At 61.6% G+C, this 24856-nt stretch carries 21 protein-coding genes; 9 read left to right on the top strand and 12 right to left on the bottom strand.

Going from position 1 to position 24856, the window contains the following annotated elements:
• Window positions 1-275 precede the first annotated feature (275 nt).
• Window positions 276-1952 (top strand): MFS transporter, encoded by a 1677-nt coding sequence (locus BSF40_RS30000; RefSeq protein WP_095968068.1) that lies wholly within the window; start codon window positions 276-278, stop codon window positions 1950-1952.
• A 112-nt stretch (window positions 1953-2064) separates the two neighbouring features.
• On the opposite strand, the gene BSF40_RS29995 is transcribed toward BSF40_RS30000, so the two are convergent.
• Genes BSF40_RS29995 through BSF40_RS29980 form a run of 4 tightly spaced genes read right to left on the bottom strand, consistent with a single transcriptional unit; the run spans window position 2065 to window position 4675 of the window.
• Window positions 2065-3378: a sensor histidine kinase gene (locus tag BSF40_RS29995; protein ID WP_095968067.1), complete on the bottom strand. Its 1314-nt coding sequence runs from the start codon at window positions 3376-3378 to the stop codon at window positions 2065-2067.
• Window positions 3375-4043, bottom strand: a complete 669-nt coding sequence (locus tag BSF40_RS29990; protein ID WP_095968066.1) for a response regulator transcription factor — start codon at window positions 4041-4043, stop codon at window positions 3375-3377. The genes BSF40_RS29995 and BSF40_RS29990 overlap by 4 nt, the downstream gene beginning before the upstream one ends.
• A gap of 3 nt (window positions 4044-4046) precedes the next feature.
• A complete protein-coding gene (locus tag BSF40_RS29985) occupies window positions 4047-4367 on the bottom strand; it encodes a PepSY domain-containing protein (protein ID WP_095968065.1) in 321 nt (106 codons plus the stop codon).
• The gene (locus tag BSF40_RS29980; RefSeq protein ID WP_095968064.1) at window positions 4367-4675 is read right to left on the bottom strand and encodes a PepSY domain-containing protein; all 309 of its coding nucleotides are present in this window, start codon (window positions 4673-4675) and stop codon (window positions 4367-4369) included. Before BSF40_RS29980 ends, BSF40_RS29985 begins: the two co-directional genes overlap by 1 nt.
• Window positions 4676-4909: 234 nt before the next feature.
• On the opposite strand from BSF40_RS29980, the gene BSF40_RS29975 reads away from it, so the two are divergent.
• From BSF40_RS29975 to codA, 4 genes are all read left to right on the top strand, one after another.
• Window positions 4910-5989, top strand: coding sequence for a patatin-like phospholipase family protein (locus tag BSF40_RS29975; RefSeq protein ID WP_095968063.1), 1080 nt, complete (start codon window positions 4910-4912; stop codon window positions 5987-5989).
• A gap of 75 nt (window positions 5990-6064) precedes the next feature.
• Window positions 6065-6421 carry a 6-carboxytetrahydropterin synthase QueD gene (gene queD, locus BSF40_RS29970; RefSeq protein ID WP_003223505.1) on the top strand — a complete coding sequence of 119 codons (357 nt, stop codon included), beginning with the start codon at window positions 6065-6067 and terminating at the stop codon, window positions 6419-6421.
• A 214-nt stretch (window positions 6422-6635) separates the two neighbouring features.
• Window positions 6636-7466: an alpha/beta fold hydrolase gene (locus tag BSF40_RS29965; RefSeq protein ID WP_095968062.1), complete on the top strand. Its 831-nt coding sequence runs from the start codon at window positions 6636-6638 to the stop codon at window positions 7464-7466.
• A gap of 182 nt (window positions 7467-7648) precedes the next feature.
• Window positions 7649-8893, top strand: coding sequence for a cytosine deaminase (codA, locus tag BSF40_RS29960; RefSeq protein ID WP_095968061.1), 1245 nt, complete (start codon window positions 7649-7651; stop codon window positions 8891-8893).
• 113 nt (window positions 8894-9006) lie between these two features.
• On the opposite strand, the gene BSF40_RS29955 is transcribed toward codA, so the two are convergent.
• Window positions 9007-9999, bottom strand: a complete 993-nt coding sequence (locus BSF40_RS29955) for a diaminopimelate epimerase (protein WP_095968060.1) — start codon at window positions 9997-9999, stop codon at window positions 9007-9009.
• 165 nt (window positions 10000-10164) lie between these two features.
• On the opposite strand from BSF40_RS29955, the gene BSF40_RS29950 reads away from it, so the two are divergent.
• Window positions 10165-11316, top strand: coding sequence for an MFS transporter (locus BSF40_RS29950; protein ID WP_095968059.1), 1152 nt, complete (start codon window positions 10165-10167; stop codon window positions 11314-11316).
• 112 nt (window positions 11317-11428) lie between these two features.
• On the opposite strand, the gene BSF40_RS29945 is transcribed toward BSF40_RS29950, so the two are convergent.
• The 4 genes from BSF40_RS29945 to BSF40_RS29930 all read right to left on the bottom strand — a co-directional run bounded on the left by BSF40_RS29945 (window position 11429) and on the right by BSF40_RS29930 (window position 17047).
• Complete coding sequence (locus tag BSF40_RS29945) at window positions 11429-13852, bottom strand: TonB-dependent receptor (protein WP_095968058.1); 2424 nt, start codon at window positions 13850-13852, stop codon at window positions 11429-11431.
• A 98-nt stretch (window positions 13853-13950) separates the two neighbouring features.
• On the bottom strand, window positions 13951-14934 hold the full coding sequence (locus tag BSF40_RS29940) for a FecR family protein (protein ID WP_095968057.1): 984 nt from the start codon (window positions 14932-14934) through the stop codon (window positions 13951-13953).
• 40 nt (window positions 14935-14974) lie between these two features.
• Window positions 14975-15475, bottom strand: coding sequence for a sigma-70 family RNA polymerase sigma factor (locus BSF40_RS29935; RefSeq protein WP_015094195.1), 501 nt, complete (start codon window positions 15473-15475; stop codon window positions 14975-14977).
• Window positions 15476-15652: 177 nt separating this feature from the next.
• Window positions 15653-17047, bottom strand: a complete 1395-nt coding sequence (locus BSF40_RS29930; RefSeq protein ID WP_095968056.1) for an MFS transporter — start codon at window positions 17045-17047, stop codon at window positions 15653-15655.
• A gap of 721 nt (window positions 17048-17768) precedes the next feature.
• Here BSF40_RS29930 and tynA point away from each other — a divergent pair.
• Window positions 17769-20057, top strand: a complete 2289-nt coding sequence (gene tynA / locus BSF40_RS29925) for a primary-amine oxidase (protein WP_095968055.1) — start codon at window positions 17769-17771, stop codon at window positions 20055-20057.
• A 141-nt stretch (window positions 20058-20198) separates the two neighbouring features.
• Here the strand turns inward: tynA and feaR are convergent, their stop codons facing one another.
• From feaR to paaY, 3 genes are all read right to left on the bottom strand, one after another.
• Entirely contained in the window at window positions 20199-21113 is a 915-nt protein-coding gene (feaR, locus tag BSF40_RS29920; protein WP_095968054.1) for a transcriptional regulator FeaR, read from the bottom strand.
• 101 nt (window positions 21114-21214) lie between these two features.
• Window positions 21215-22138: a phenylacetic acid degradation operon negative regulatory protein PaaX gene (gene paaX, locus BSF40_RS29915; RefSeq protein WP_007972019.1), complete on the bottom strand. Its 924-nt coding sequence runs from the start codon at window positions 22136-22138 to the stop codon at window positions 21215-21217.
• 165 nt (window positions 22139-22303) lie between these two features.
• Window positions 22304-22900: a phenylacetic acid degradation protein PaaY gene (gene paaY, locus BSF40_RS29910; RefSeq protein WP_095968053.1), complete on the bottom strand. Its 597-nt coding sequence runs from the start codon at window positions 22898-22900 to the stop codon at window positions 22304-22306.
• Between the two features lie 347 nt (window positions 22901-23247).
• Here paaY and paaF point away from each other — a divergent pair, with 347 nt between their 5' ends.
• Window positions 23248-24021 carry a 2,3-dehydroadipyl-CoA hydratase PaaF gene (gene paaF, locus BSF40_RS29905; protein ID WP_095968052.1) on the top strand — a complete coding sequence of 258 codons (774 nt, stop codon included), beginning with the start codon at window positions 23248-23250 and terminating at the stop codon, window positions 24019-24021.
• A 40-nt stretch (window positions 24022-24061) separates the two neighbouring features.
• The gene (gene paaG / locus BSF40_RS29900; RefSeq protein WP_007972022.1) at window positions 24062-24853 is read left to right on the top strand and encodes a 2-(1,2-epoxy-1,2-dihydrophenyl)acetyl-CoA isomerase PaaG; all 792 of its coding nucleotides are present in this window, start codon (window positions 24062-24064) and stop codon (window positions 24851-24853) included.
• The last annotated feature ends 3 nt before the right edge of the window (window positions 24854-24856 follow it).

Raw genomic sequence — 24856 nt, 5'->3', positions numbered from 1 at the left:
CTCGCGAAGGCGGTGTGTCATTCGAAATTTACGTCGACTGACACACCGCCTTCGCGAGCAAGCCCGCTCCCACATTTTTTTTGCGCGCGACTCAATCAAATGATGGCAAGTGGATATCTGCCGCAAGCCGATTATTCTTCATGGAACCTTGCAGCTTTTTCTGGCGTCAACTTGAATGCAAGCCACGTAATCCGATGACTTCAGCCCCAGGGCCTGGGTACGGCAAGTGTTGGTGGGAACTCCGGCCTACAACAAGAGCAAGACGGAGAAGACTCATGGCAGCAATCGACAATGCAACCGCGGGCAGCGCGCCCAACCACGGGCTCACCAAGGAGGAGCGCAAGGTCATCTTCGCCTCGTCCCTGGGCACCGTGTTCGAATGGTATGACTTCTACCTGTACGGCTCCCTCGCGGCGATTATCGCCAAGCACTTCTTCGCCGGCGTCAACGAAACGACTTCCTTCATCTTCGCCCTGCTCGCCTTCGCCGCCGGCTTCGCCGTCCGGCCGTTCGGCGCCATTGTGTTCGGCCGCTTGGGCGACATGATCGGACGCAAGCACACCTTCCTCATCACCATCGTGATCATGGGTGTCTCGACAGCCGTGGTGGGCTTGCTGCCCGGCTACGCGACCATTGGCGTGGCCGCGCCGATCATCCTGATCAGCCTGCGTTTGCTGCAGGGCCTGGCGCTGGGCGGTGAGTATGGCGGCGCAGCGACCTATGTGGCCGAACATGCGCCCAAGGGCAAGCGCGGCTATTTCACCTCGTGGATTCAGACGACAGCCACCCTTGGCCTGTTTCTTTCACTGCTGGTGATCCTGGCCTGCCGTACCGCGCTGGGCACGGAAGCCTTCGAAGCCTGGGGCTGGCGGATTCCGTTCCTGCTTTCGATCCTGTTGTTGATTATCTCGGTGTACATCCGCCTGCAACTGAGCGAATCACCGGTGTTCATGAAAATGAAGGCTGAAGGCAAGTCCTCCAAGGCACCGCTGACCGAATCCTTCGCCCGTTGGGAAAACCTCAAGATCGTGATCATGGCCCTGCTCGGTGGCACCGCCGGCCAGGCCGTGGTCTGGTACACCGGGCAATTCTATGCGCTGTTTTTCCTGCTGCAGACGCTGAAGATCGACGCGCAGACCGCCAACCTGCTGATTGCCGGTTCGTTGCTGATCGGCACACCGTTCTTCGTGATATTCGGCAGCCTGTCCGACCGCATCGGCCGCAAGGGCATCATCATGGCCGGCTGCATCATCGCGGCACTGACCTACTTCCCGATCTTCCACGCGTTGACCCAATACGGTAACCCCGACGTGTTCGTTGCCCAAGAGAAGAACCCGGTCACGGTCATCGCCAATCCCGACCAGTGCTCGTTCCAGTTCGACCCGGTAGGCAAGGCCAAATTCACCAGCTCCTGTGACCTGGCCAAGACTGTGCTGGCCAAACGGGCTATCCCCTACAAGAACGTCAACGCCGAGCCGGGTGCCGTTGCGCAGGTGCGCATCGGCGAGAAAGTGATCGAGAGCTTCGAGGGCACCGGCATGCCGGCCGCTGACTTCAAGGCCAAAAACGATGCCTTTACCGCCAATCTCGCCACCGCCCTCAAGGACGCCGGCTACCCCGAGAAGGCCGACCCGGCCAAGACCAACTACCCGATGGTGCTGTTGCTCCTGACGATCCTGGTGATCTACGTGACCATGGTCTACGGGCCGATCGCCGCCTGGCTGGTGGAACTGTTCCCGGCGCGCATCCGCTACACCTCGATGTCGCTGCCCTATCACATCGGCAATGGCTGGTTCGGTGGCTTCCTGCCGACGGTGGCGTTCGCCATGGTGGCGGCCACGGGGGATATCTATTACGGGCTGTGGTATCCGATCGTCATCGCGGTGATGACGGCCGTGCTGGGCATTTTCTTCATGCCGGAAACCAAGGATCGGGAGATTCATCACACCTGACCCGGGGAGGTTCTATGTGGGAGCGGGCTTGCTCGCGAAGGCGGTGTATCAGTCAATGACAGTATCGGCTGACACTCCGCCTTCGCGAGCAAGCCCGCTCCCACAATGGATCTCAGTGTTTGGGTAATTCGATGACGACCTTCAGCCCGCCCCACTCGCTTTCCAGCAACGACAGTTTCCCGCCCAAGCTGTCGACGATGTCGCGCACGATGCCTAGTCCCAGGCCATGCCCATGGGTCTGTTCATCCAGCCGCGTTCCCCGGCTGAACACCTGATCGCGACGCTCTTGAGGAATGCCCGGGCCGTCATCTTCCACACTGAGTTCAAACCCGCTCGCCAACTCCGCCACACTCACGCGAACCTCGGCATCCGCCCATTTGCAGGCGTTATCCAGCAGGTTGCCCAACAGTTCCAGCAGGTCTTCACGATCCCAGGGCAATTGCAGGCCGGCCGGAGCGCGGTAGCTCAGCGCCAGGTGTTCGCCATGGATCATGTTCAGGGTTGCCAGCAACCCGGGGAGTTCGGCATCGCAATCAAACAGCGCGCCCGGCAGCGCATCACCGGATAGCCGCGCACGATTGAGTTCCCGATTGAGCCGTTGCTCGACCTGTTGCAGTTGTTCCTTGAGGGTCTTGCGCAGTTGCGGGTGCGCCTCAAGCTGCTCGCTCGAGGCCAGGCTCAACAGCACCGCCAGCGGTGTTTTCAACGCATGGCCGAGGTTGCCCAGGGCATTGCGTGAGCGCTTGAGGCTGTCCTCGGTGTGGGCCAGCAAGTGGTTGATCTGCGCCACCAGTGGCTCCAGTTCCAGCGGTACCTGATCATCGAGTTGCGAGCGCTGGCCCTGTTGCAACTGCGCGATCTGCTCGCGGGCCTGTTCCAGCGGACGCAAGGCGCGGCGCACGGTAATCCGTTGCAGCAACAGAATCAGCAGCAACCCGGTCAAACCCAGGCCCAACCCGAGCTGTTGCACGCGCCGGAAGCTTTCGCGTATCGGCGTGTAATCCTCGGCGACGCTGATGGAGATCGGCAACCCCAGGCGTCGATAGTCCGTACGCAGCACCAGCAACTGTTGCCCTTCCGGCCCCAGTTGCAGATCGTCGTGCAGGCCGGGGTGATCGAGCGCCGGCAGCTCCTGATCCCATAACGAACGGGAACGCCAATGGCCATCGGTGAAATCGATGCGGAAATAATGACCGGAAAACGGCCGCTGATAGGCCGGCGACAGACGTCGTTCATCCAGTTGCAAGCCTTGCGGCCCACGCACCAGCGCCGCCAGCAGGCTCTCGCTGTCATTGCGCAACCCGGCTTCTAGGTAGCGCTGCAACCCCATTTCGAACAGCCACAGGCTGGTTTGCGCCAGCACCAGGCCAACGACCACCATCACGCTGATCAGGCCCAGGCTCAAGCGACGCTGGATCGATCTCACCGGGCTTGCCCGCCGAACAGGTAGCCTTGGCCACGCCGGGTTTCGATCACGCTTTTGCCGAGCTTGCGGCGCAAATGGTTGACGTGGACCTCCAGCACATTGGAATCACGCTCGGTTTCACCATCGTAGAGGTGTTCGGCGAGGTGGCTTTTGGAGAGGATCTGCTCGGGGTGCAGCATGAAATAACGCAACAGGCGAAACTCCGCGGCGGTCAGCTGAATGTCCGCACCGTCACGGACAACGCACTGGCGACCTTCGTCCAGGTGCAGCCCGGCGGCCTGGAGCGTCGGCTGGTTGAACTGGCCATGGGAGCGGCGCAGCAATGCCTGGATGCGCAGAAACAGCTCTTCGGGATGAAAGGGTTTGGTCAGGTAATCGTCGGCGCCGGCCTTGAGGCCTTCGATGCGTTCGGCCCAGGAATCCCGGGCCGTGAGGATCAGCACCGGCGTGGCCAGCCCCGCCGCGCGCCATTGCGCCAGCACCTCAAGCCCCGGCACGCCCGGCAAGCCGAGGTCGAGGATGATCAGGTCGTAAGGTTCAGTGCTGCCCTGATGCACCGCGTCGCGACCGTCGGCCAGCCAGTCCACCGCATAACCCTGGCGGTTGAGACCGGCCAGCAGTTCGTCGGCCAGGGGCACATGGTCTTCCACCAGAAGCAAACGCATGGATCAGTCTTCCTTGTCTTTGAGTAAACGGCCGGTGGTGGCATCGATGTCCAGTTCGCGGACCACGCCTTCAGGGGTCAGCAGCTCGACTTCATAAATGTAGACGTCGTGTTTTTCTTCGAGCTCGGCCTCCAGCAGTTTCGCGCCGGGGTAGCGCCCCATTGCCTGCTGCAGCAGTTGCTCCAGCGGCAGGATCACGCCCTGCTGACGCAGGTGCAGGGCTTCGTCCTGGTCCAGGTCGCGCGCCATCACTGCCGAGCAAAATGCCAGAAGCACCAGCGCCATCCGGCTGCCGGTGCATCGATTGGATAAAAACACCTTCATTACCAATCCTGATGATCCTTGAGAACCTGCCCGCTGACAGCGTCTAATTCCAGATCCCAGTCGATACCCTGGGGATCGCGCAGCTCTACCTTGTACAAGTACCTGCCGTAATGCTGCTCCAGCTCGGATTCATTGACGGTGGAGCCTGGATGCCTGGCCACTGCATTGGCATTGAGTGTCTCGAACGAGACAATGGTACCAGCGTCGCGCAATCTCAGTGCTTCATCCGGGCCAAGTTCCCGGGCATGGGCGATGCTCGCGATCATGCCGACGATGCACGCGGTGAACAGGGCTGTCGGGGTTTTCATGGGTGTCTCCGTATTGCTTCAGGGGCTGCCTGTGGACGACACCTTAACCGGATGAACTTAATTGAAACTGAATGGCCATCATTGCTGACACCCCAGTCCCTGTGGGAGCGGGCTTGCTCGCGAAGAGGCCGTGTCAGTCGCCATCCATGTTGCTGGCCACACCGCTTTCGCGAGCAAGCCCGCTCCCACAGGGGCTGCGTATAATCCTTCCGCTTGCCACACGTCGAGACTGCAATGACCGCCATTCACATCAAGTTCCCTTCCCTGACCCTCAAGGCCGGTCCGCGAGCTTTTGCGCGCATCCGTGAGAGCGGCTTGAACGCCGCCGAGGTCGGCACCCTGCCCGGTGCGGCGGGCGGTCCGAAGGCACTGGGGATTCAGGGGCTGGACCTGGCGCTGTTCGGCGAGTGGCTGCCGGCGGCACCGCGGGAGCGCTCGCTGATTGGTGCATCGGTGGGTTCCTGGCGCTTCGCCAGCGCCTGCCTGCCGGACGCCGCCGAGGGCATCCGGCGTCTCGGGCAGCTGTACACCGAGCAAAACTTTGCCAAGGGCGTGACCATGGCGCAAATCAGCCAGAGCTCGCGGCGCATGCTCGATGACCTGCTCGACGGTCGTGATGCCTCGATCCTCGGCAACAGCGCCTACCGCCTGAACATCATGGTGGTCAAAAGCCACGGTCTGCTCGCCGACGACCATCGCGGTCGCCTGGGGCTGGGCCTGTCCTCGGTCATCGCCGACAACCTGCGCGGCCGGGCGCGGCTGGCCCGGCACTTCGAACGCCTGATCATCCACGACCCGCGCCTGGCGCCGCCGGTCGACGCCTTGAACGACTTCCCGTCGCGCTTCGTCGCCCTCAATGCCGGCAATTTGCGCCAGGCCCTGCTGGCTTCGGGCTCGATCCCGATGGTCATGGAAGGCGTGCGCGACCTGCCGGGCGCCGGCACCGGCACCTTCCGCGACGGCGGTCTGCTGGACTATCACCTGGACCTGCCCTACAGCGGCAATGACATCGTGCTCTACCCGCATTTCACCGACCGGGTGATTCCCGGCTGGTTCGACAAGCCCCTGCCGTGGCGCCGCGCCTGCCCGGCCCGCTTGCAAAACGTGCTGCTGCTGGCACCGTCGAAGGAATACCTGGCGCGCCTGCCCTACGGCAAACTGCCGGACCGTAACGACTTCAAACGCTTCATGGGCGACGCCCCGAGCCGGCAGAAATACTGGCGCACCACCATGGACGAAAGCCGCCGCCTGGGCGACGAATTCCTCGAACTGGCCGCCAACGGTCGCCTCGGCGAGCGCTTGCTGACCCTTTAGTCAGGACAAACTGGTAAACTCGCCGCCTGCCCGAATCGCTGCGGCGAACGCCACCTGAACAGAGCTGAAAACACTGTGGAAATTTTCAAGGAATTTACTTTCGAATCCGCCCACCGCCTGCCCCACGTACCGGACGGCCACAAGTGCGGGCGCCTGCACGGTCACTCGTTCAAAGTGGCGATCCACCTGAGCGGCGACCTCGACCCACACACCGGCTGGATCCGTGACTTCTCCGAGATCAAGGCGATCTTCAAACCGCTGTACGAGCGTCTGGACCATAACTACCTGAACGACATTCCTGGCCTGGAAAACCCGACCAGCGAAGTGTTGGCCAAGTTTATCTGGAATGAGATGAAGCCGTTGCTGCCGGAACTCAGTGCGATTCGTATCCACGAAACCTGCACCAGCGGTTGCATCTATCGCGGCGAATAAAGACACCGCCCCCTTGTAGGAGCGAGCTTGCTCGCGATGGACGCCAGAGCACCGCGGGCTGCCAGATACCACGCGTAATCGTTGACGTTCTTCGCGAGCAAGCTCGCTCCTACAGGGGGAACAGCGTTTTGTCAGAGAAATAAAGAACAGCCTTCATCGGCTGTTTTTTTACGCCTATGCTTTTTGCCTCTTCCCCCGCCAAGAGGACAAGCCCATGACTGACTGGCCACTGCCCCAGACCTATCGCTTCAAAGGGCACTCCGTGCGCTACGCCGTGCGCGGCGATGGCCCGCCACTGGTGTTCGTGCATGGCACGCCCTTCTCCTCCTGTGTCTGGCACCGGATTGCCCCGCACTTCATCACCACGCACCGGGTGCACTATTTCGATCTGCTGGGCTACGGGCAATCCGAGAAAGTCGATGGCGACGTGTCCCTGGGTGTGCAGAACGAATTGCTGACGCAGTTGCTGGAGCATTGGGGCCTGGATCGCCCCGACGTGGTGGCCCACGACTTCGGCGGCGCCACCGCCCTGCGCACGCATCTGCTCAACGGCAAGGATTACCGCAGCCTGACGCTGATCGATCCGGTGGCGCTGACGCCCTGGGGTTCGCCGTTCGTGCAGCATGTGCGCCAGCATGAAGCGGCGTTCAGCGGACTGCCCGATTACATCCAGCGGGCCATCGTGCCGACCTATATTCGCGGGGCCATCCAGCGCGAAATCCCCGACGCCGAACTCGCCCCCTACGTTCAGCCGTGGCTGGGGGAGCGGGGGCAAGCGGCGTTCTACCGGCAGATCGCGCAGATGGACGAGCGCTATACCCGTGAGGCCGAAGGTCTGTACCCGACGATTCGCTGCCCGGTGCAGATTCTCTGGGGTGAAGACGATCAGTGGATTCCCGTCGAACGCGGGTGGGCCTTGCAGCAGATGATTCCCGGTGCGCAGTTCCATCCGATACCCAACGCCGGTCATCTGGTTCAGGAAGATGCGCCCGAAGCCATAGTCGCCGCGTTGCTGCGTTTTCTGCCCCTGCAACAATCCTCCTGAGCAAACCCAATCCCCTGTGGGAGCGGGCTTGCTCGCGAAAGCGGCAGCACATCCAGCATCTATGTGGCAGACACACCGCCTTCGCGAGCAAGCCCGCTCCCACATTTGGAACTGGCGGGGATCGCCACCACCGAGCTAACGTAAAGGTATTGCCAATACGACTCGCTAAAAGGACTCGCCCGATGCACATCATCAACGCCCGTCTGCGCAACCAGGAAGGCCTGCATGAGTTGAACCTGGAAAACGGCCTGATCAGCAGCATCGCCCGCCAGATCGAGGCCCCGACCCTGGGCCCTGGCGACCTGGATGCCGGCGGCAATCTGGTGGTGCCGCCCTTTGTCGAGCCGCACATCCACCTCGACGCCACCCTGACCGCCGGCGAGCCGCGCTGGAACATGAGTGGCACGCTGTTCGAAGGCATCGAGTGCTGGGGCGAACGCAAGGCGACCATCACCCAGGAAGACACCAAGACCCGCGCCAAAAAAACCATCCAGGCCCTCGCCGCCCACGGCATCCAGCATGTGCGCACCCACGTCGACGTCACCGACCCGCAACTGACCGCACTCAAGGCGATGCTCGAAGTGCGCGAGGAAAGCCGGCACCTGGTCGACCTGCAAATCGTCGCGTTCCCTCAGGAAGGCATCGAGTCGTACCGCAATGGTCGCGAGTTGATGGAAGAGGCGATCCGCATGGGCGCGGACGTGGTCGGTGGCATTCCGCATTTCGAGTACACCCGCGACCAGGGTGTCAGCTCGGTGAAGTTCCTCATGGACCTGGCCGAACGCAGCGGTTGCCTGGTCGACGTGCATTGCGACGAAACCGACGACCCGCATTCACGCTTTCTCGAAGTACTCGCCGAAGAGGCCCGCAGCCGCGACATGGGTTCGCGGGTCACGGCCAGCCATACCACGGCCATGGGCTCCTACGACAACGCCTACTGCGCCAAGCTGTTTCGCTTGCTCGGGCATTCGGGGATCAGCTTTGTCTCCTGCCCCACCGAGAGCATCCACCTGCAAGGTCGCTTCGACAGCTTCCCGAAACGCCGGGGCGTGACCCGGGTCAACGAGTTGCTGGAAGCGGGCATGAACGTGTGCTTCGGCCAGGACTCCATCGTCGATCCGTGGTACCCCCTGGGCAATGGCAACATTTTGCGGGTGCTCGAGGCCGGGCTGCACATCTGCCACATGCTCGGTTATCGCAACCTGCAAAGCGCGCTGGACCTGGTGACGGACAACAGCGCCAGGGCCATGAACCTCGGCGAGCGCTATGGCCTGGAACGCGGGCGGCCGGCGAACCTGCTGATTCTGTCGGCGGAGAGTGATTACGAAGTGATCCGCAGCCAGGGGTTGCCGCTGTACTCGGTGCGCGAGGGCAAGGTGTTGATGAAGCGGACGATGCCGGTGGTGGAGTTCGCTGGGCTGAATTGAGTTTGGTGCTGACTGAACTGGCCTCTTCGCGGGCAAGCCCGCTCCCACAGTAGATTTGTGTTGTTCACAAAACCCCTGTGGGAGCGGGCTTGCCCGCGAAGGCTATTTTGAAGTCAATCCATCATTCGAGCCGTACCAAACAGACTGACCCGACTCAACTCCCCCTGCTCCTCTTCCAGCAAGATCGGCGCCGTGCCACCCGGCATCGTCACCTTCACTTCCCCGGCGCTGACCCAACCCACGCGCCAGGCCGCACAGGCCACCGCACTGGCGCTGGTCCCCGAAGACGCTGTCGGCCCCTCGCCACGCTCGAACACCCGCGCGGCGATATGTCCTTCGGACAAGCGCATCGCCCATTGCAGATTGATCCCCGCCGAACAAGGTTTGCCTGCACCGACCGGCATGGCGTAGGCAATTCGCATCAACCCGTCACCCAGCGCCGGTTCTCGCATCTGCTCGTTGCCCGGCAAGTCGTCGGCGTTTTCGACCAGCGTCACGCAATGCGGATTGCCGACCCGCGCGAACTGGCTGCGCGACCATGCGCCATTGAGTGCCGACAGCGGATTGACGTGGCTGAGTTCGCGGCCATTCAACAGCGCCGTTTCAACACCCTCGGCACTGACCGCCGACGGCCCGAAACCAGGCCGGCCAAGGTCGAGCCAGAAACCCTGCACGCCCTCGACTTCAGCCGCCTTCACCGAAGTCTGCCCCGGTGAAGGCGTGTCGGACTTGTCGTGGTGAACCCTGAGTAGACAGGCTTCGTCGCGGGGTAAAAGCCCTTGCTCGCTCAACGCCTGGGAAAAAATCGTCAGCCCGTTGCCACTGCGTTCGGCCAGGGTCCCGTCGGTGTTGACGATCAACAGGTCAAAGGGTGGCGAGGACTGGAACGGTCCGACCAGCAATCCGTCGCTGCGATGATCCTTGCTGCCGGCCGGTTGCGTGCCGGGTGCCCAGTTGCAGCAGGCTTCGATGGCCGCCGCAGCCCATGCCTGACGAGTTTGCGCGGCAAGGCTGGCCTGATCGGGCACATCGATGCCCTGGTGGCGCAATTCTTCGGGCGCTACCACGATGTAAATATTGCCCCGTGCATCGTACCTCTGCGCCATGGCGCCCTCCGTGTGTCATTGGAATGGCTCAACATATCGCGAAAAACAGCGGCGCTGTGCAACGATGTCGCCCTGTTTGACCGTAAAACTTTCCGGGCACTGATCGAACCCTCCTCGGTCGATTACTGTCCGTTGAGGACGTGACGTTTTTTGCCAGGGATTGATATGACCAGCCTCAACAGCCAGACCACCTTCGTTCCCGGCCGCCTGGAACAGATGTCCACGCGCATCGCCTTTTTCATCGCCGGGTTCGGCATCGCCGCGTGGGCGCCGCTGGTGCCCTATGCCAAGGCGCGGGCCGGGCTGGATGAGGGCACCCTGGGTCTGTTGCTGCTGTGTCTGGGGGTAGGGTCGATCCTGGCGATGCCGATGGCCGGGATTCTGGCCACTCGTTTCGGCTGTCGGCGGGTGACGACCGGCGGGACCTTGCTGATCTGTGCCGCCCTGCCGCTGCTGGCCACGGTGTCATCGATTCCGGCCTTGATCGCGGCGTTGTTCATGTTCGGCGCGGGCCTCGGCACGGTGGATTCGACGGTCAACCTGCAAGCGGTGATCGTCGAGCGCGCCAGCGGCAAAAACATGATGTCGGGTTTCCATGGCCTGTTCAGCCTGGGCGGGATAGTCGGCGCGGCAGGCGTCAGCGGCTTGCTGGGTCTGGGAATTTCACCGCTGGGGGCCACGCTGGTGGTGATCGTGATGCTGCTGATCGCCTTGGCCAGGGCCGTGCCGCACCTGTTGCCCTACGGCAGTGAGAGCTCAGGGCCGGCGTTCGCAGTGCCCCATGGCATCGTCTTGTTCATCGGTGGCATGTGCTTCATCGTGTTCCTCGCCGAAGGCGCGGCGCTGGACTGGAGCGCGGTATTCCTGGCACAGGAACGTGGCATCGACACGGCGTATGCGGGGCTCGGTTATGCGGCGTTTGCCTTGACCATGACGGCCGGGCGTTTGACCGGTGACAAAATCGTACGGCGGTTGGGCGCGACACGGGTGATTGTGTTCGGCGGGCTGACGGCTGCCGCGGGCTTGTTTCTAGCGACATTCGCCTCGAGTTGGGAGGCGGCGCTGGTGGGTTACGCGCTGCTGGGCGCCGGTTGCTCGAACATCGTGCCGGTGCTGTACACCGCTGTAGGCAAGCAGAGGGTCATGCCCGAGAGCATCGCCGTACCGGCCATTACCACCCTGGGTTATGCGGGCATCCTGGCAGGCCCTGCGCTGATCGGCTTTGTCGCCCATGGCGCCAGCTTGAGTTTTGCCTTCGGGTTGATGGCGGTGCTGCTGGTGGCGGTGGCCATTGGCGGGAGGGTGTTGAAAGTCTGAAAAGCATCGCTGGCAAGCCAGCTCCCACAAGGCTGCAGTCGTACACAAATACTGTGTCCGCTGAAAACCCGTGTGGGAGCGGGCTTGCCCGCGATGAATCCACCTCGATCTATCAGAACCCGACACTGGCCTGCACAAAGAACGTACGCGGCGCGCCGACGTACATGCCCGAGTTGTTGTCGCTGGAGCGGGTGAAGTACTGCTTGTCGAAGATGTTTTTCACCCCGGCACCCAGTTTCAGGTTCGACACCTGCGGGCCGAAGTCATAGCCGCTACGCACGTTCCAGGTCACGTAACCCGGAATATCACCGAACTGACCGTCGGCGGAGCCTTCGGTGATGTAGTTGCCGTTGAAACTGCCATCGGCGTTCACACCGGTGCCCGGCGAGCGCTGTTTCGACTGGGCGAACGCATCAAGGTTCCAGGTCCAGCGGTTGATGTCGTAACGCAGGCCGGCGGTGGCCACCTGACGGGAGTAGAACGGCAGGTCACGGCCCTTGAAACCCGGGATTTCACCTTCATAAGTGGCACGGGTGTAGGTGAAACCGGCGTTGGCGGTCAGGCCATCGAGGCGTGGATCCAGCGCCGCCAGATCGTAGTGCACCGAGGTTTCGATGCCCTGGTGCTTGGTCGCGCCGAGGTTGGTCCAGCCCACGTCATTGCTGATGTATTGCAGTTCGTCGTCGAAGTCGATGTAGAACAGCGTCACCTCACCGCCCCACACGTCATCGTTGTAGCGCGTACCGATTTCGTAGGTCTTGGCCTTTTCCGGCTGCAGGCCGTTGGCAGGCTCATCACCGATACCGCCCTGCCCCAGCTGGAAATACTGCAGCGCGCCGAACGAGGTTTCGTAGTTGGCGAACAGCTTCCAGGCCTCGGACATGTGGTACATCACGCTCAGGGCCGGCAGCGGCTCGTTGCTTTCGATGCTGCGCTTTTTCTCCGGCACCGGTTTACCGGCCGTGTCGAGTACCGGGCGGTCATGCCAATCGGTGCTGATGTGCTCGAAGCGAATACCCGGGGTGACGGTCCAGTTGCCCACGTCGATCTTGTTGTCGACGTAGACCGAATTGGCCTCGGTTCCACCGGTGCGGTCCTGATAGACATGGCCGTCCGCGCCCGGACGCACGACGGGCTCGTTGTTGACCAGCGCCACACGGCTGGCCTCTTCGTGCATGGCTTCCTTCAGGTAGCGATAACCGACGCTGACTTCCTGGGTGGTCGGGCCCACATCAAACACATGGGACACCCGTGGTTCGATACCGAAGGTGTAGTAGCTGCGCGGATAGGAATTGAGTGTCTTCAGGTCACGTGAGGCGATGGTGCTGCCACGAAAACTGTCGGTGTAGTAGGTCAGCACTTCGGCCTGGGTGCGATCGTCGATCTGCCGCGCCCACTTGAACGACACATCCTTGCGACGGCCGCTGAAGCTGTCGTAGTCGCGCACCGACTGGAACGGGTCGGCGTCGTACTGCGCCTGGGTCAGGCCGCCGGGCATGTCGGCCTTGGCGTCGTAGTAGTGGAAGTTGAGGCTGAAATCGTCGACATCGGTCGGCGCCCAATGGGTCTTGAGGATCACGTCGTCGATGTCGTTGCCGTTGTTGCTTTCACGGTAACCGTTGCCATTGACGCCCGAGTACAACAACGCCACGCCCATGCCGTTGTCGGCGGTGCCGCCCATGAACGCCGTATCGATGTGTTTCCAGCCACCGTGCTGCGACGTTTCCAGGGTGGTGCCGATTTCCGCGGAGGCCTGTTCCGGGATCGCGCGGGTCACGAAGTTGATCACACCGCCGACGTTTTGCGGTCCGTAGCGCACGGAGCCGGCACCGCGTACCACGTCGATGCTGTCGAGGTTGCCGGAGGAAATCGGTGCCATGGACAGTTGTGGCTGACCATAAGGCGCGAACGCCGCCGGAATACCGTCGATCAGCACGGTGGAGCGAGGCGACAGGCGCGAAGTCAGGCCACGCACGCCGACGTTGAGGGAAATGTCGCTGCCACCGGTGCCGTTGGCGTCCTGCACTTGCACGCCGGGAACCCGTTTCAACACGTCGCCGACGTTCATCGCGCCCTGCTCGATCATGGCTTCGCGGCGCACCACCGTTCGTGCGCCAGGGTGGTTCTGCACCAAGGCGGCATCGGCGTCATCGAGCCAGTCGCCTACCACCTTGATGTCCGTCACGCCAAGCTCCAGTGGGCCGTTGGCCGCCGAAGTCGGCGCCGGCATCAGGGTCACCGAACCTTCATCGATCTGGTATTGCAGGCCGCTGCCTTGCAGCAACTGGCGCAGTGCGTCTTCCGGGGACATATTGCCGTCCACCGCCGGAGCCTGTTTGCCGGCGACCAGTTCAGGGCTGAAGAACACCTGAAGCGAGGTTTGCTGGCCCAATTGGCTCAAGGCTTGTCCCAAGGGTTGCGCCGGGATGCGGATGCCGTCGGCGGCAAAGGCCTGGGGCAGCGCAACGTTGACTGCCAGGGCGAGCGCCAGCGGCAACCAGGGGAATTTGTTGTTTTTAGCGGTGGAGTTTTTCACGTCGAACGTAATCCTGTGGATCGCAAAAGTGTGCGCTTGTTAATGCAAACCAGTTGCAGTTGAACAGGAAGACGATGAACTCGAAAAAAACCTGAATTTTATTTTGAAATTATTTCCTGGCTGCCATCGCCAAGGGTGCGCACGGCCACCGGCAGAATGCTCGGCAAGGCCTTGAGCAGTGCGTCGGTGTTGTCGGACTTGAACACGCTGGTCAGGCGCAGATCGCCGACCGCTGCGCTGGCGACCTTGAGCGGTTTCTCCCGATAACGTGAGACCTGCTCGGCGACGTCGGCCAGGCGGGCGTTGTTGAACACCAGTTTGCCGCTGCGCCAGGCAGTCATTTCCGCCGGGTTGACGGCGTAGGCGGCCGCGACCTTGCCCTGGGCATCGACGTGGGTGCCCAGGCCCGCTGTCAGATTGATGAAATCGTTATCGGCAGCCTCGCGCCCCTGGACCTTGACCGTGCCCTGCTCCACCACCACCCGGGTTTCGCTGGCGCCACGGCGTACGTCGAACCGGGTGCCGGTGACCGTGACCTTGCCGCTGCCCGACTCGACCACAAAGGGTCGGCGGGTGTCGTGCGCGACCCTGAACATCGCTTCGCCTTCGCTCAGCTCAACGTGGCGTTGAGCCTTTTCAAAACGCACCTGAATCCGGCTGCGGCTGTCCAGATCCACCGCCGAACCATCCGGCAACGCCACATGGCGCCGCTCATTCAGGGCCGTTGAAAACTCGGCCGTGTAAGGCGCCGGATGATTCAGGCTGCTGAACAGACCCAGGCCAAGCGCCACCGCGAGCACGCTGGCGGCTACCGCGTAACGCAGCACCGGACGAGTTTTTTTCAGGGCAGGCGGAGTTTCACACAAGGCACGCAAACGCGCCGCCGGAAGCAAATCGGCGGCGCGCCACACCCCCTGGAGCACTTCGAATTCGTTTCGGTGTTGGGGGTGTTCGTCCAGCCAGGCCTGAAACCGGCGACGCACTTCGACATCGACGACAGGCTCCTGCAAACGTACAAACCATAGCGCCGCGTCATCGCGAACCGTTGTTTGCCCGCACGCACAATCACGAGTATCCATCATGGAAGTTCCTGTTTGGCTGGGGAGGAGATGGCGCGACAGATCATGACTGCAACCCGTCCAGGCGATCACGCAGGTGCCGAAGCGTGCGGATCATATACTTTTCCACCATGTTCTTGGACAGCCCCAGGCGTTCGGCGATTTCGGCCTGGGTCAGGCCCTCGATTTTCTGCCAGACAAACACCTTGCGGCAGTTGACCGGCAGCTCGGTGAGCGCCCGTTCGATGGAATCAGCCAGCTGGATCGCGTGCATGAAATGCTCCGGGTCGCCGCTCGGCGACTCACTGAGATCGATCGCCTCTGACTCCATGGCGCCCCGCCGGTCCTCACGCCGATACCCATCCACGGCAATGTTGCGCGCGGTCTGGTGCAAATACGCCCGGGGCTGTTCAACCCGCGCCGAATCGGACTCAAGCACCCGCACAAAGGTATCGTGGGCCAGGTCCTCGGCCTGCTGACGGTTCCTCAGGCGACGGGTCCAGGTACCAACCAACTCTTCGTAATGCTCGAAAAAGCCGTGTCTGCGGGGCAGCTTGAGGGTCATTGCGCTGTGCTGTGGAAACGGGGCGTGAATAGTAATGCTTCTTATTAAACCAAAGCAATCGCTTGCCGCCTCAAACGCGCTCCCTGTAGCCCGAAACGCAAAAGGCCGCTGATTGCTCAGCGGCCTTGTTCAATCCGACGGGTTAGTCCGCCTGGCAGATGCCCTCGAAGCCGTCATTCACAGGTCGGTAATTTCCTTGTGGCGAGGCACCAGCATCTTCATCACACTCCACGCCACCAGATAGGCCAGCGCGCAGACGGCGAACATGATCATGTAGCCGGTACGGATTTCACCCACCGATTTGTAGTAGTCGAACACCCAGCCACCGATCTTGGTCAGCAAGACGCCGCCCAACCCACCCGCCATACCGCCAATGCCGACCACGGATGCGACGGTCTTTTGCGGAAACATGTCGGACACCGTGGTGAAGATGTTGGCCGACCAGGCCTGATGCGCCGACGCGCCCACACCAATCAGCAACACCGGTACCCAGACACTGATGTGACCCAATGGCTGCGCCAACAGCACGACCAACGGGAAAACGGCAATCACCAGCATGGCTTTCATGCGGCCGTCATACGGCTTGTCGCCACGTGCCATGAAATAGCTGGGGAACCAGCCGCCGCCAATACTGCCCACCATGGTCATGCTGTACAGCACGGCCAGTGGCACCACGATTGCTGCGCCTTTGAGGCCGTACTGCTCCGACAGGTAGGTAGGAAGCCAGAACAGAAAGAACCACCACACACCGTCGGTCATGAACTTGCCGAAGGCGAACGCCCAGGTCTGGCGGTATTTCAGCAATTGGAACCACGAAACCTTTTTGCCGACGCCCGTCTGCACAGCGGCGCTGGCAGGGGAATCACTGCGAATGTGCGCCAGTTCCTGCGCCGACAGGCGCTTCTGCTGCTCCGGTTTGTCGTACAACACCAGCCATACGCCCATCCAGATAAAGCCCAGCATGCCGATCACGATGAACGCTGCCTGCCAGCCCCACAGGGCAGCAATCAGCGGCACCGAAATGGGTGCCAGGATCGCGCCGACGTTGGCCCCGGAGTTGAAGATCCCGGTGGCGAAGGAGCGTTCTTTCTTCGGAAAATACTCAGCGGTGACCTTGATTGCGGCCGGAAAGTTGGCCGATTCACCGACCGCCAGCACGGCGCGCGACAGCATGAAGCCGGCGATCGAGACAGGGATGACCGCAATACCCAGCGCGGCACAGATGGCGGCGATACCCTCGCCCATGGGTTCTGCAAAGGCGTGCATGACGGCGCCGGTCGACCAGACACAAATCGCCACCACAAAAGCAGCCTTGGTGCCGATCTTGTCGACCACACGGCCCGCGAACAGCATGGAAATCGCGTAGGTGAACTGGAAGACCGCGGCAATGTTGGCGTAATCGGTGTTGCTCCAGCCAAATTGCCTCGACAGCTCCGGCGCCAGCAGGCTGAGCACCTGGCGGTCGAGGTAATTGACGGTGGTTGCAAAAAACAACAATGCACAAATGGTCCATCGGTATTTACCGACAGACTGGCTGACGCGTTGCGCAGTAATGGGCTCGTTGAGGTTCATGGCATCACTTTATTGTAGATTTTGGGTGATGATCTCTCGGTGTAAAACGAGATCGATTGGGCCGCCGGGCTTCACTTCAATGCATCGGTCCACGACGAAACGGGCCATTTTCCGCCGAGGGATTGGGCCAACTGATTTCGGACAACTCATCAGACAACTCACAGAAAAACAGGGACTGATTGCTCAGCCTGCGTTTCTCACGCGAATCAGTGACGGGTTGTCACAGGTAACGGGCGCAAGGGTGTGTAGGCGTACAAGCCAATGGCTGAACACGGGCACTTCAGGGACGAGAGGGAGGCGATTGGATTCATGTTGGGGGTCGACACTCTTTTTATTTTTAGTTTGGATGCTCATGTCATATGTCGTCGTATGACTTAAGCGATTTATAGCCAGTCCCATGGGCCACTGTCAACAAGAAAACTCCTTAGACCTGAACGGCCTGACCGCCCTGAAAATGCGACATATAATCGAATAAACCCGTAAAACAGGCTCCTGGACACAGGTACCGCGACGCGTCGCTTGCTCCCTTGTCAGTTTTGAAAGGGGGTCATCGACCCTTCATTGTTGTACGACGACCTATAGCAAAACAGTCAGAATCCGCCCGACTACGCTCAATCAGGCACAGATCCAAAGGTTTTTGGCAGGAATCCCAATGCAGCCATTCACCGGCTGTAGCAAAGTGCAGGCATGGCTGTTATCGGCTTTTCCGAAGGAACCCAGAATGTTCACCTCCCTTGCATTGCGAAACAGAAAACCGCTGGCCCGTCTCGCCCTGGCTATCACGCTGGGCACGCTCGGCCTGCCTTACTGGGCGGGCAATGCCCAGGCCCATGGCGGTCATGCCGACATGGTGCCGCTGCAAGAGGGTCTGGAGGCCTTTGGTGCCACGGTGAAATGGGACGACTACGCCAACCTGTTCACCATTGCCAAGGACGGGGTCTATCTCAAGGTCAAGCCCGACAGCAAAGTGGCCATGCTCAACGGCAAGCGCATCGAGCTGACGGTGCCGGTGGTGTTCAAGGACCATAAGGCGTTCATGTCCACCGACTTCATCAACCAGGTGTTCCAGTCCGGGCTGGACAAGACCTTCGTCGTCGAGACCCGCCCCAACCCGCTCAATCCCCTGAGCGCCGCCGAAATCACCACGGCCGTGGACATCGTCAAGAAATCGGACAACTACAAGCCCGGTTTCCGTTTCACCGAAGTCTCGGTCAAGGCGCCGCCCAAGGATCAGGTATGGAACTTCGCCCTCACCGGGCAGAACGTCGCCCAGCCACGCGAGGCCTCGATCGTGGTGCTCGACGGCAAACACGTGATCGAAGCGCTGGTGGATCTCGACACTAAGACTCTCAAGTCCTGGAAGCCGATCGAAGGCGCCCACGGCATGGTCTTGCTGGACGACTTCGCAACGGTGCAATCGGCCGTCGAGAGCAGCCCGGAATACGCCCAGGCCCTGGCCAAGCGCGGTATCAACGACGTGAAGAAGGTCGTGGCGACGCCCCTGACCGTCGGTTACTTCGACGGCAAGGACGGCCTGGCGCAGGACAAGCGCCTGCTGAAAATCGTCAGCTACCTCAACACCGGTGACGGCAACTACTGGGCGCACCCGATCGAGGGCCTGGTGGCGATTGTCGACCTGGAACAGAAGAAGCTGATCAAGATCGAAGACGACGCGCTCATTCCGGTGCCGATGAAACCGACGCCGTATGACGGGCGCGGACGCCAGGGTGTCGCAGTCAAGCCGCTGGAAATCATCGAGCCCGAGGGCAAGAACTACACCATCAGCGGCAACAGCATTCACTGGCAGAACTGGGACTTCCACGTTCGCCTCGATTCGCGGGTCGGCCCGATCCTGTCCACCGTCACCTACGACGACAAGGGCAAGAAACGCAAGATCATGTACGAAGGCTCGCTGGGCGGCATGATCGTGCCTTACGGCGACCCGGACATCGGCTGGTACTTCAAGGCCTACCTCGACTCCGGCGACTACGGCATGGGCACCCTGACCTCGCCGATCGCCCGCGGCAAGGACGCCCCGCAAAACGCCGTGCTGCTGGACGCCACCATCGCCGACTACACCGGCGCACCGACCGCGATCCCCCGTGCCATGGCGGTGTTCGAACGCTACGCCGGGCCGGAATACAAACACCAGGAAATGGGCCAGCCCAACCTCAGCACCGAGCGCCGTGAACTGGTGGTGCGCTGGATCAGCACCGTGGGCAACTACGACTACATCTTCGACTGGGTCTTCCAGCAGAACGGCACCATCGGCATCGACGCCGGCGCCACCGGCATCGAAGCGGTCAAGGGCGTGAAGTCCAAAACCATGCACGAAGACACCGCCAGGGAAGACACGCGCTACGGCACCCTGCTCGATCACAACATCGTCGGCACCACGCACCAGCACATCTACAACTTCCGCCTCGACATGGACGTGGACGGCGAGCAGAACTCACTGGTGGAAGTGAACCCGGTGGTGCAGCCCAACGACCGTGGCGGCCCGCGCACCAGCACCATGCAGACCGAAACCCAGGTAGTCGGCACCGAGCAACAGGCGGCGCAGAAATTCGACCCGTCGACCGTGCGCCTGCTGACCAACTTCAGCAAGGAGAACAAGGTCGGCAACCCGGTTTCCTATCAGTTGATTCCGTACGCCGGCGGCACCCACCCAGTGGCCAAGGGTGCCAACTTCGGCAAGGACGAATGGCTCTATCACCGCCTGAGCTTCATGGACAAGCAGCTGTGGGTGACCCAATACAACCCCGAGGAAAAATACCCGGAAGGCAAGTACCCAAACCGCTCGGACAAGGACTCGGGCCTGGGGCAGTTCACCCAGGACAACCACTCCATCGAGAACACCGACGACGTGGTCTGGCTGACCACCGGCACCACCCACATCGCCCGCGCCGAGGAATGGCCGATCATGCCGACCGAGTGGGTGCATGTGCTGCTCAAGCCATGGAACTTCTTCGATGAAACGCCGACCTTGAACCTCAGCGCACCAAAGTAAACAGGTCGTATGCAATACCTGTAGGAGCGAGCCTGCTCGCGAAGATCTCAAAGACACCGCGTTTCTCCAGAATTCGCGCGTTATCGTTGACGACCATCGCGAGCAAGCTCGCTCCTACAGGGTTGACCGGTGTTCAACCGATCAGGCATACCGCTTGCGATACTCCCCCGGCGCAATGCCGAAGCGCGACTTGAACGCGGTGGAGAAGTAGCTCGAATCAGAAAACCCCCACGAATACCCCAGCACCGACAACTTCTGCTCCTTGCCCGATTGGCGCAGGGATTCGGCGCACAGGTCCAGGCGTCGGTTCTTGATGTAGCGCGCCACCACCAACCCCTTCTTGGCAAACATCCGGTACAGGCCGCGGGTGGACATGCCGACTTCCCGCGCCAGCCATTCCGGGCACAGGTCTTCGGAGCGAATGTTTTCGTCGATGCAGGTGAGCGTCTTGCGCAAGAGCCGCTCATGGGCATCGGTGCAATCGTCAACCTGGCTGATCGCCGGGCGCAGCAGGCTGACGATCGCCTCCAGGGTCGCTTCGCTTTCCTGGCGGGTCAGGTGCTGCTGGCGGGTGGCGTCGAGGATCAGCCGGTGCGAGAGCATGGCGATGGGTGAGGTCGCGGCAATCCGGTGGCCGCACTTGACCGGGTTGAAGCGCAGGGTCTGCTCGACCAGTTGATACGGCAGGATCAGCGACAACTGCCGGGAGTTTTCGCCGTAGGTGAAATCGCTGGGGCGCGAGGCATCGATCAGCGTGATATCGCCGGGGGACAGCAAGACCTTGTCGTCGCCCTGGGCCATGCCCGCCGTGCCCTCGAGCTGGAACACCGCGAAATACTTGCCGCCCTCGCCCGCCGCGACTTCCTGGGGCGTCCGGTACAAACGCGCCTGGCACACGTCGACGAAACTGAGTTTGAGCGCATCGCTCTGGTATTCGCGGATGCGCCCGGCAAATTCGCTGCCCAGGGGTTGTGCGTTGAAGGCGCCACAGATCTGGTTGATCTGATGGATCCACTGGTCGAATCCATCCTGGCGCTGTGCTGTTGTAGAAATCATGTCAGGCCTCACGCAGGCTTATTTTTATTGTCTACGTCAATCCACACGACACCGGATGCTTCGAGTCTCCTGAACCGCACCACTCCCTGAACAATGACGTGCTACTTCAGTCCGCCAAAACGCCGATAGAAGCTTTCACCGACATCCGGCAACGGGCCGTCGGCCGTTTCCAGCGCAGCGTTGAGCCATTCTTCGGCCTTGGCGTAGATCAAACGGTAAATGTTGCGGCACAACTGGCGGGCGGCGCGGCCTTCCCAGTCGCCGGGCAGCAACTCGTCCGGCAGTTGCGGGTCGCGCAGCAGCAGCTTGCGGTACTCGTGAATCAACAGCACCCGCGCCAGGAAGCAGTCGGCCGGTTGCAGGTTTTCCTGCTCGCGCAGGGCTTGCCACAGCGGCCGGAACAACTGGATGAACTCGCTGTAGTGCGCGGCCAGCTCCTCGATGTTCCAGCTCTCGCGTACCTGCAGGCGCAGGGCCTTGGAGGCCAGGACGTCCTGGGCGGTGGTTTCGAAGACGATGGTGTCCTCCTGGGCGCCGAGGTCGAGCAGGGTCGCGTTGACGTCGGACCGGTCGCTGCGCGGACAGGCCAGCACCACCGGCGAAATCGCGCCGAAGCCTTGCCATTCCAGTTCCTCGCGCACCTGTTTGCGTTTGTCCTGGGTCAGTTGCGAGAGCATCACCAGGCACCAGGAACCATCCCAGGCCGGCATCGTGGTGCTGTAGACCCGCTTGAAGGCCTTGTCGAAACGGCGACGACCGGTGCCCGTCAGGCTGTAGTAACTGCGGCGACCGACTTTCTCGGCGGTCAGCCAGCCTTCCTTGGTCAGGCGAAAAATCGAAGTGCGGATCAGCCGTTCGTTGATGCCGATGGGTTCGAGCAACTGAATCAGGCTGCCCAGCCACACGGTGCCGCCATGGGGTTCGATGGCATCCCCGTACAACGTGATGATCAAGGAACTGGCGCGGATCGGCGTCTGCTCCTGGAAGCGGGTAATCAGGTGGTTCAAGGGAGTCAGGGACGACATGGGCGTTCCGTGCAAAAAAAGAAAAGGAATATACCGAAAGCTAGGGGGTTAATCCCAATCCCTTGTGGGAGCGGGCTTGCTCGCGAAGGCGGTATGTCAGTCGATAAATTTGTCGTCTGACACTCCGCTTTCGCGAGCAAGCCCGCTCCCACAGGGGGCCTGTGTTCACGAGACACTGCCTTTTGGCCGCAGGCCACTGTCGCTGATACGCGGGCGATCCGGTTCCAGTTCGCTCAGCGGTTCGCACACCTGCATCTGCTCGAGGCAACGCTGGGCCAGTTGCTGATACTCCCGGGTGCCGGCCTGTTTCCACGCCACTTCCTGATCGCTGAGGCTGCGCTTGATGCTGGCCGGTGCGCCCATGACCAGCGACTGTTCCGGGCATTCGAAACCGGCCTTGACGAACGCCGCCGCCGACACGAAGGAACGCGGGCCGATCCGGGCGTTGTCCATCACCACCGCATTCATGCCCACCAGCGCATCGGCGCCGATCCGGCATCCGTGCAGCACCGCGCCGTGGCCGATGTGGCCGTTGCGCTCCACCACCGTGTCGCTGTCGGGGAAACCGTGCATCACACAGGTGTCCTGCAGGTTGGCGCCCTCCTCCAGCACGATCCGCCCGAAGTCCCCGCGCAGGCTGGCCAACGGACCGACATAACAATGCGGGCCAATGATCACGTCGCCGATCAATACGGCAGACGGGTGCACATAAGCGCTCGGGTCAACCACCGGAGTCAGGCCATCAAGGCTGTAGCAGGTCATGGCAGGTTCCTTCGCAAAGCGATGCAAATAATGATCTATTTTGTATCACATCACTTTTAACAGCACAAAGACTAAAAACCGTATCACTTGAAACGCCCCTTTCCGACGAAGACCAACGCGCCCATAAAAACGCTATAAAACCCAATGAATTCAAGGAAAAACCCGTTAAAAGCGCCCTTCCACCAGGAAGACTAAAAATCGAAAGCCACACAATTAAGACACATTAAATCTATTTTGTATTGCATTTGCGTATCACGTTGCAGCTATACTTGGGCAAAACCGGCCCCTGAGGCCGATCCAATAACGAGCCGGCACCACGCCGAGCGTGCACCCTGAGGGCATCCGCCATGCCTCTGACCCTTGCCGTCGAATTGATCGAGCCTGGCGTCCGCCTGATTACCCTGCAGCGCCCGCAAGCCCTGAATGCCTTGACCACCGAGTTGCTGGGCGAACTGGCCGCTGAACTGAACGCAGCACAAGCCGACCCCGACACCCGCGCCGTGGTCCTCACCGGCGGCCGCAAGGCCTTCGCCGCCGGCGCCGACATCAAGGAAATGGCCGAACGCAACCTGGTCGGCATCCTCGACGACCCGCGCCAGGCCTCGTGGCAAACCATCACCCGTTTCAACAAACCGCTGATCGCCGCGGTCAACGGCTTCGCCCTCGGCGGTGGCTGCGAACTGGCGATGCACGCCGACATCATCATTGCCGGGGAAGACGCGCGCTTCGGCCAGCCGGAAATCAACCTCGGGATCATGCCCGGCGCTGGCGGCACCCAGCGATTGCTGCACGCCGTTGGCAAATCCATGGCCATGCAGATGGTCCTCACCGGCGAGCCGATCGACGCCCGCCAGGCCCAACGCGCCGGCCTGGTCAGCGAAATCACCCAACCGGAGTTCACCGTCGATCGCGCCCTGCACATCGCCCGCAGCATTGCGACCAAGGCGCCACTGGCCGTACGCCTGGCCAAGGAAGCGCTGCTCAAGGCCATGGACACCGACCTGGCCAGCGGCCTGCGCTTCGAGCGCCACGCCTTCACCGTGCTGGCCGGCACCCGCGACCGCGACGAAGGCATTGCGGCCTTCCAGGAAAAACGCGCGCCGACCTTCACCGGCCAGTAATTAAACGAATTCGAACGACTGCCAAGAGAACGCCCAGACCATGAACTTCGAACACATCCTGTTTTCCATCGACGCCGGCGTCGCCCTGCTCAGCCTCAACCGGCCAGACCAGCTCAACAGCTTCAACACCCAGATGCACGGCGAAGTGAAAGAAGCACTCAAGCAAGTGCGGCAGAACCCGGACGTGCGCGTTCTACTGCTGACCGGTGAAGGTCGCGGCTTCTGCGCCGGGCAGGACCTGAGCGACCGCAATGTCGCGCCGGGCAGCGCCGTGCCGGATCTTGGCGAGTCCATCGAGAAGTTCTACAACCCGCTGATCCGCCAGTTGCGCGACCTGCCGCTGCCGGTGATCTGCGCGGTCAACGGCGTCGCCGCCGGTGCCGGCGCCAACATTCCGCTGGCCTGCGACCTGGTGCTGGCGGCGCGTTCGGCCAGTTTCATCCAGGCGTTCTGCAAGATCGGCCTGATTCCCGATTCCGGTGGCACCTGGACCTTGCCGCGCCTGGTCGGCATGGCCCGAGCCAAGGCTTTGGCCTTGCTTGGCAATCGCCTGAGCGCCGAACAGGCCGAACAATGGGGCTTGATCTACCAGTGCGTGGACGACGCCGACCTGCGCGACGAAGCGCTGAAACTGGCGCGCCACCTCGCCACTCAACCCACCTACGGCCTGGCGCTGATCAAACGCAGCCTCAACGCCAGCCTGAGCAACAGCTTCGACGAACAGCTGGAACTGGAGCGCGACCTGCAACGTCTGGCCGGGCGTAGCGAGGACTATCGCGAAGGCGTCGGCGCCTTCATGGAAAAACGCACCCCAAGCTTCAAGGGGCGCTGAGTC

The organism is Pseudomonas sp. ACN5 (genome assembly GCF_002303975.1).
Taxonomy (GTDB): domain Bacteria; phylum Pseudomonadota; class Gammaproteobacteria; order Pseudomonadales; family Pseudomonadaceae; genus Aquipseudomonas; species Aquipseudomonas laurylsulfatiphila.
Note: the sequence above shows the minus strand (reverse complement) of the source record. Positions and strands in the feature narration are given on the sequence as shown.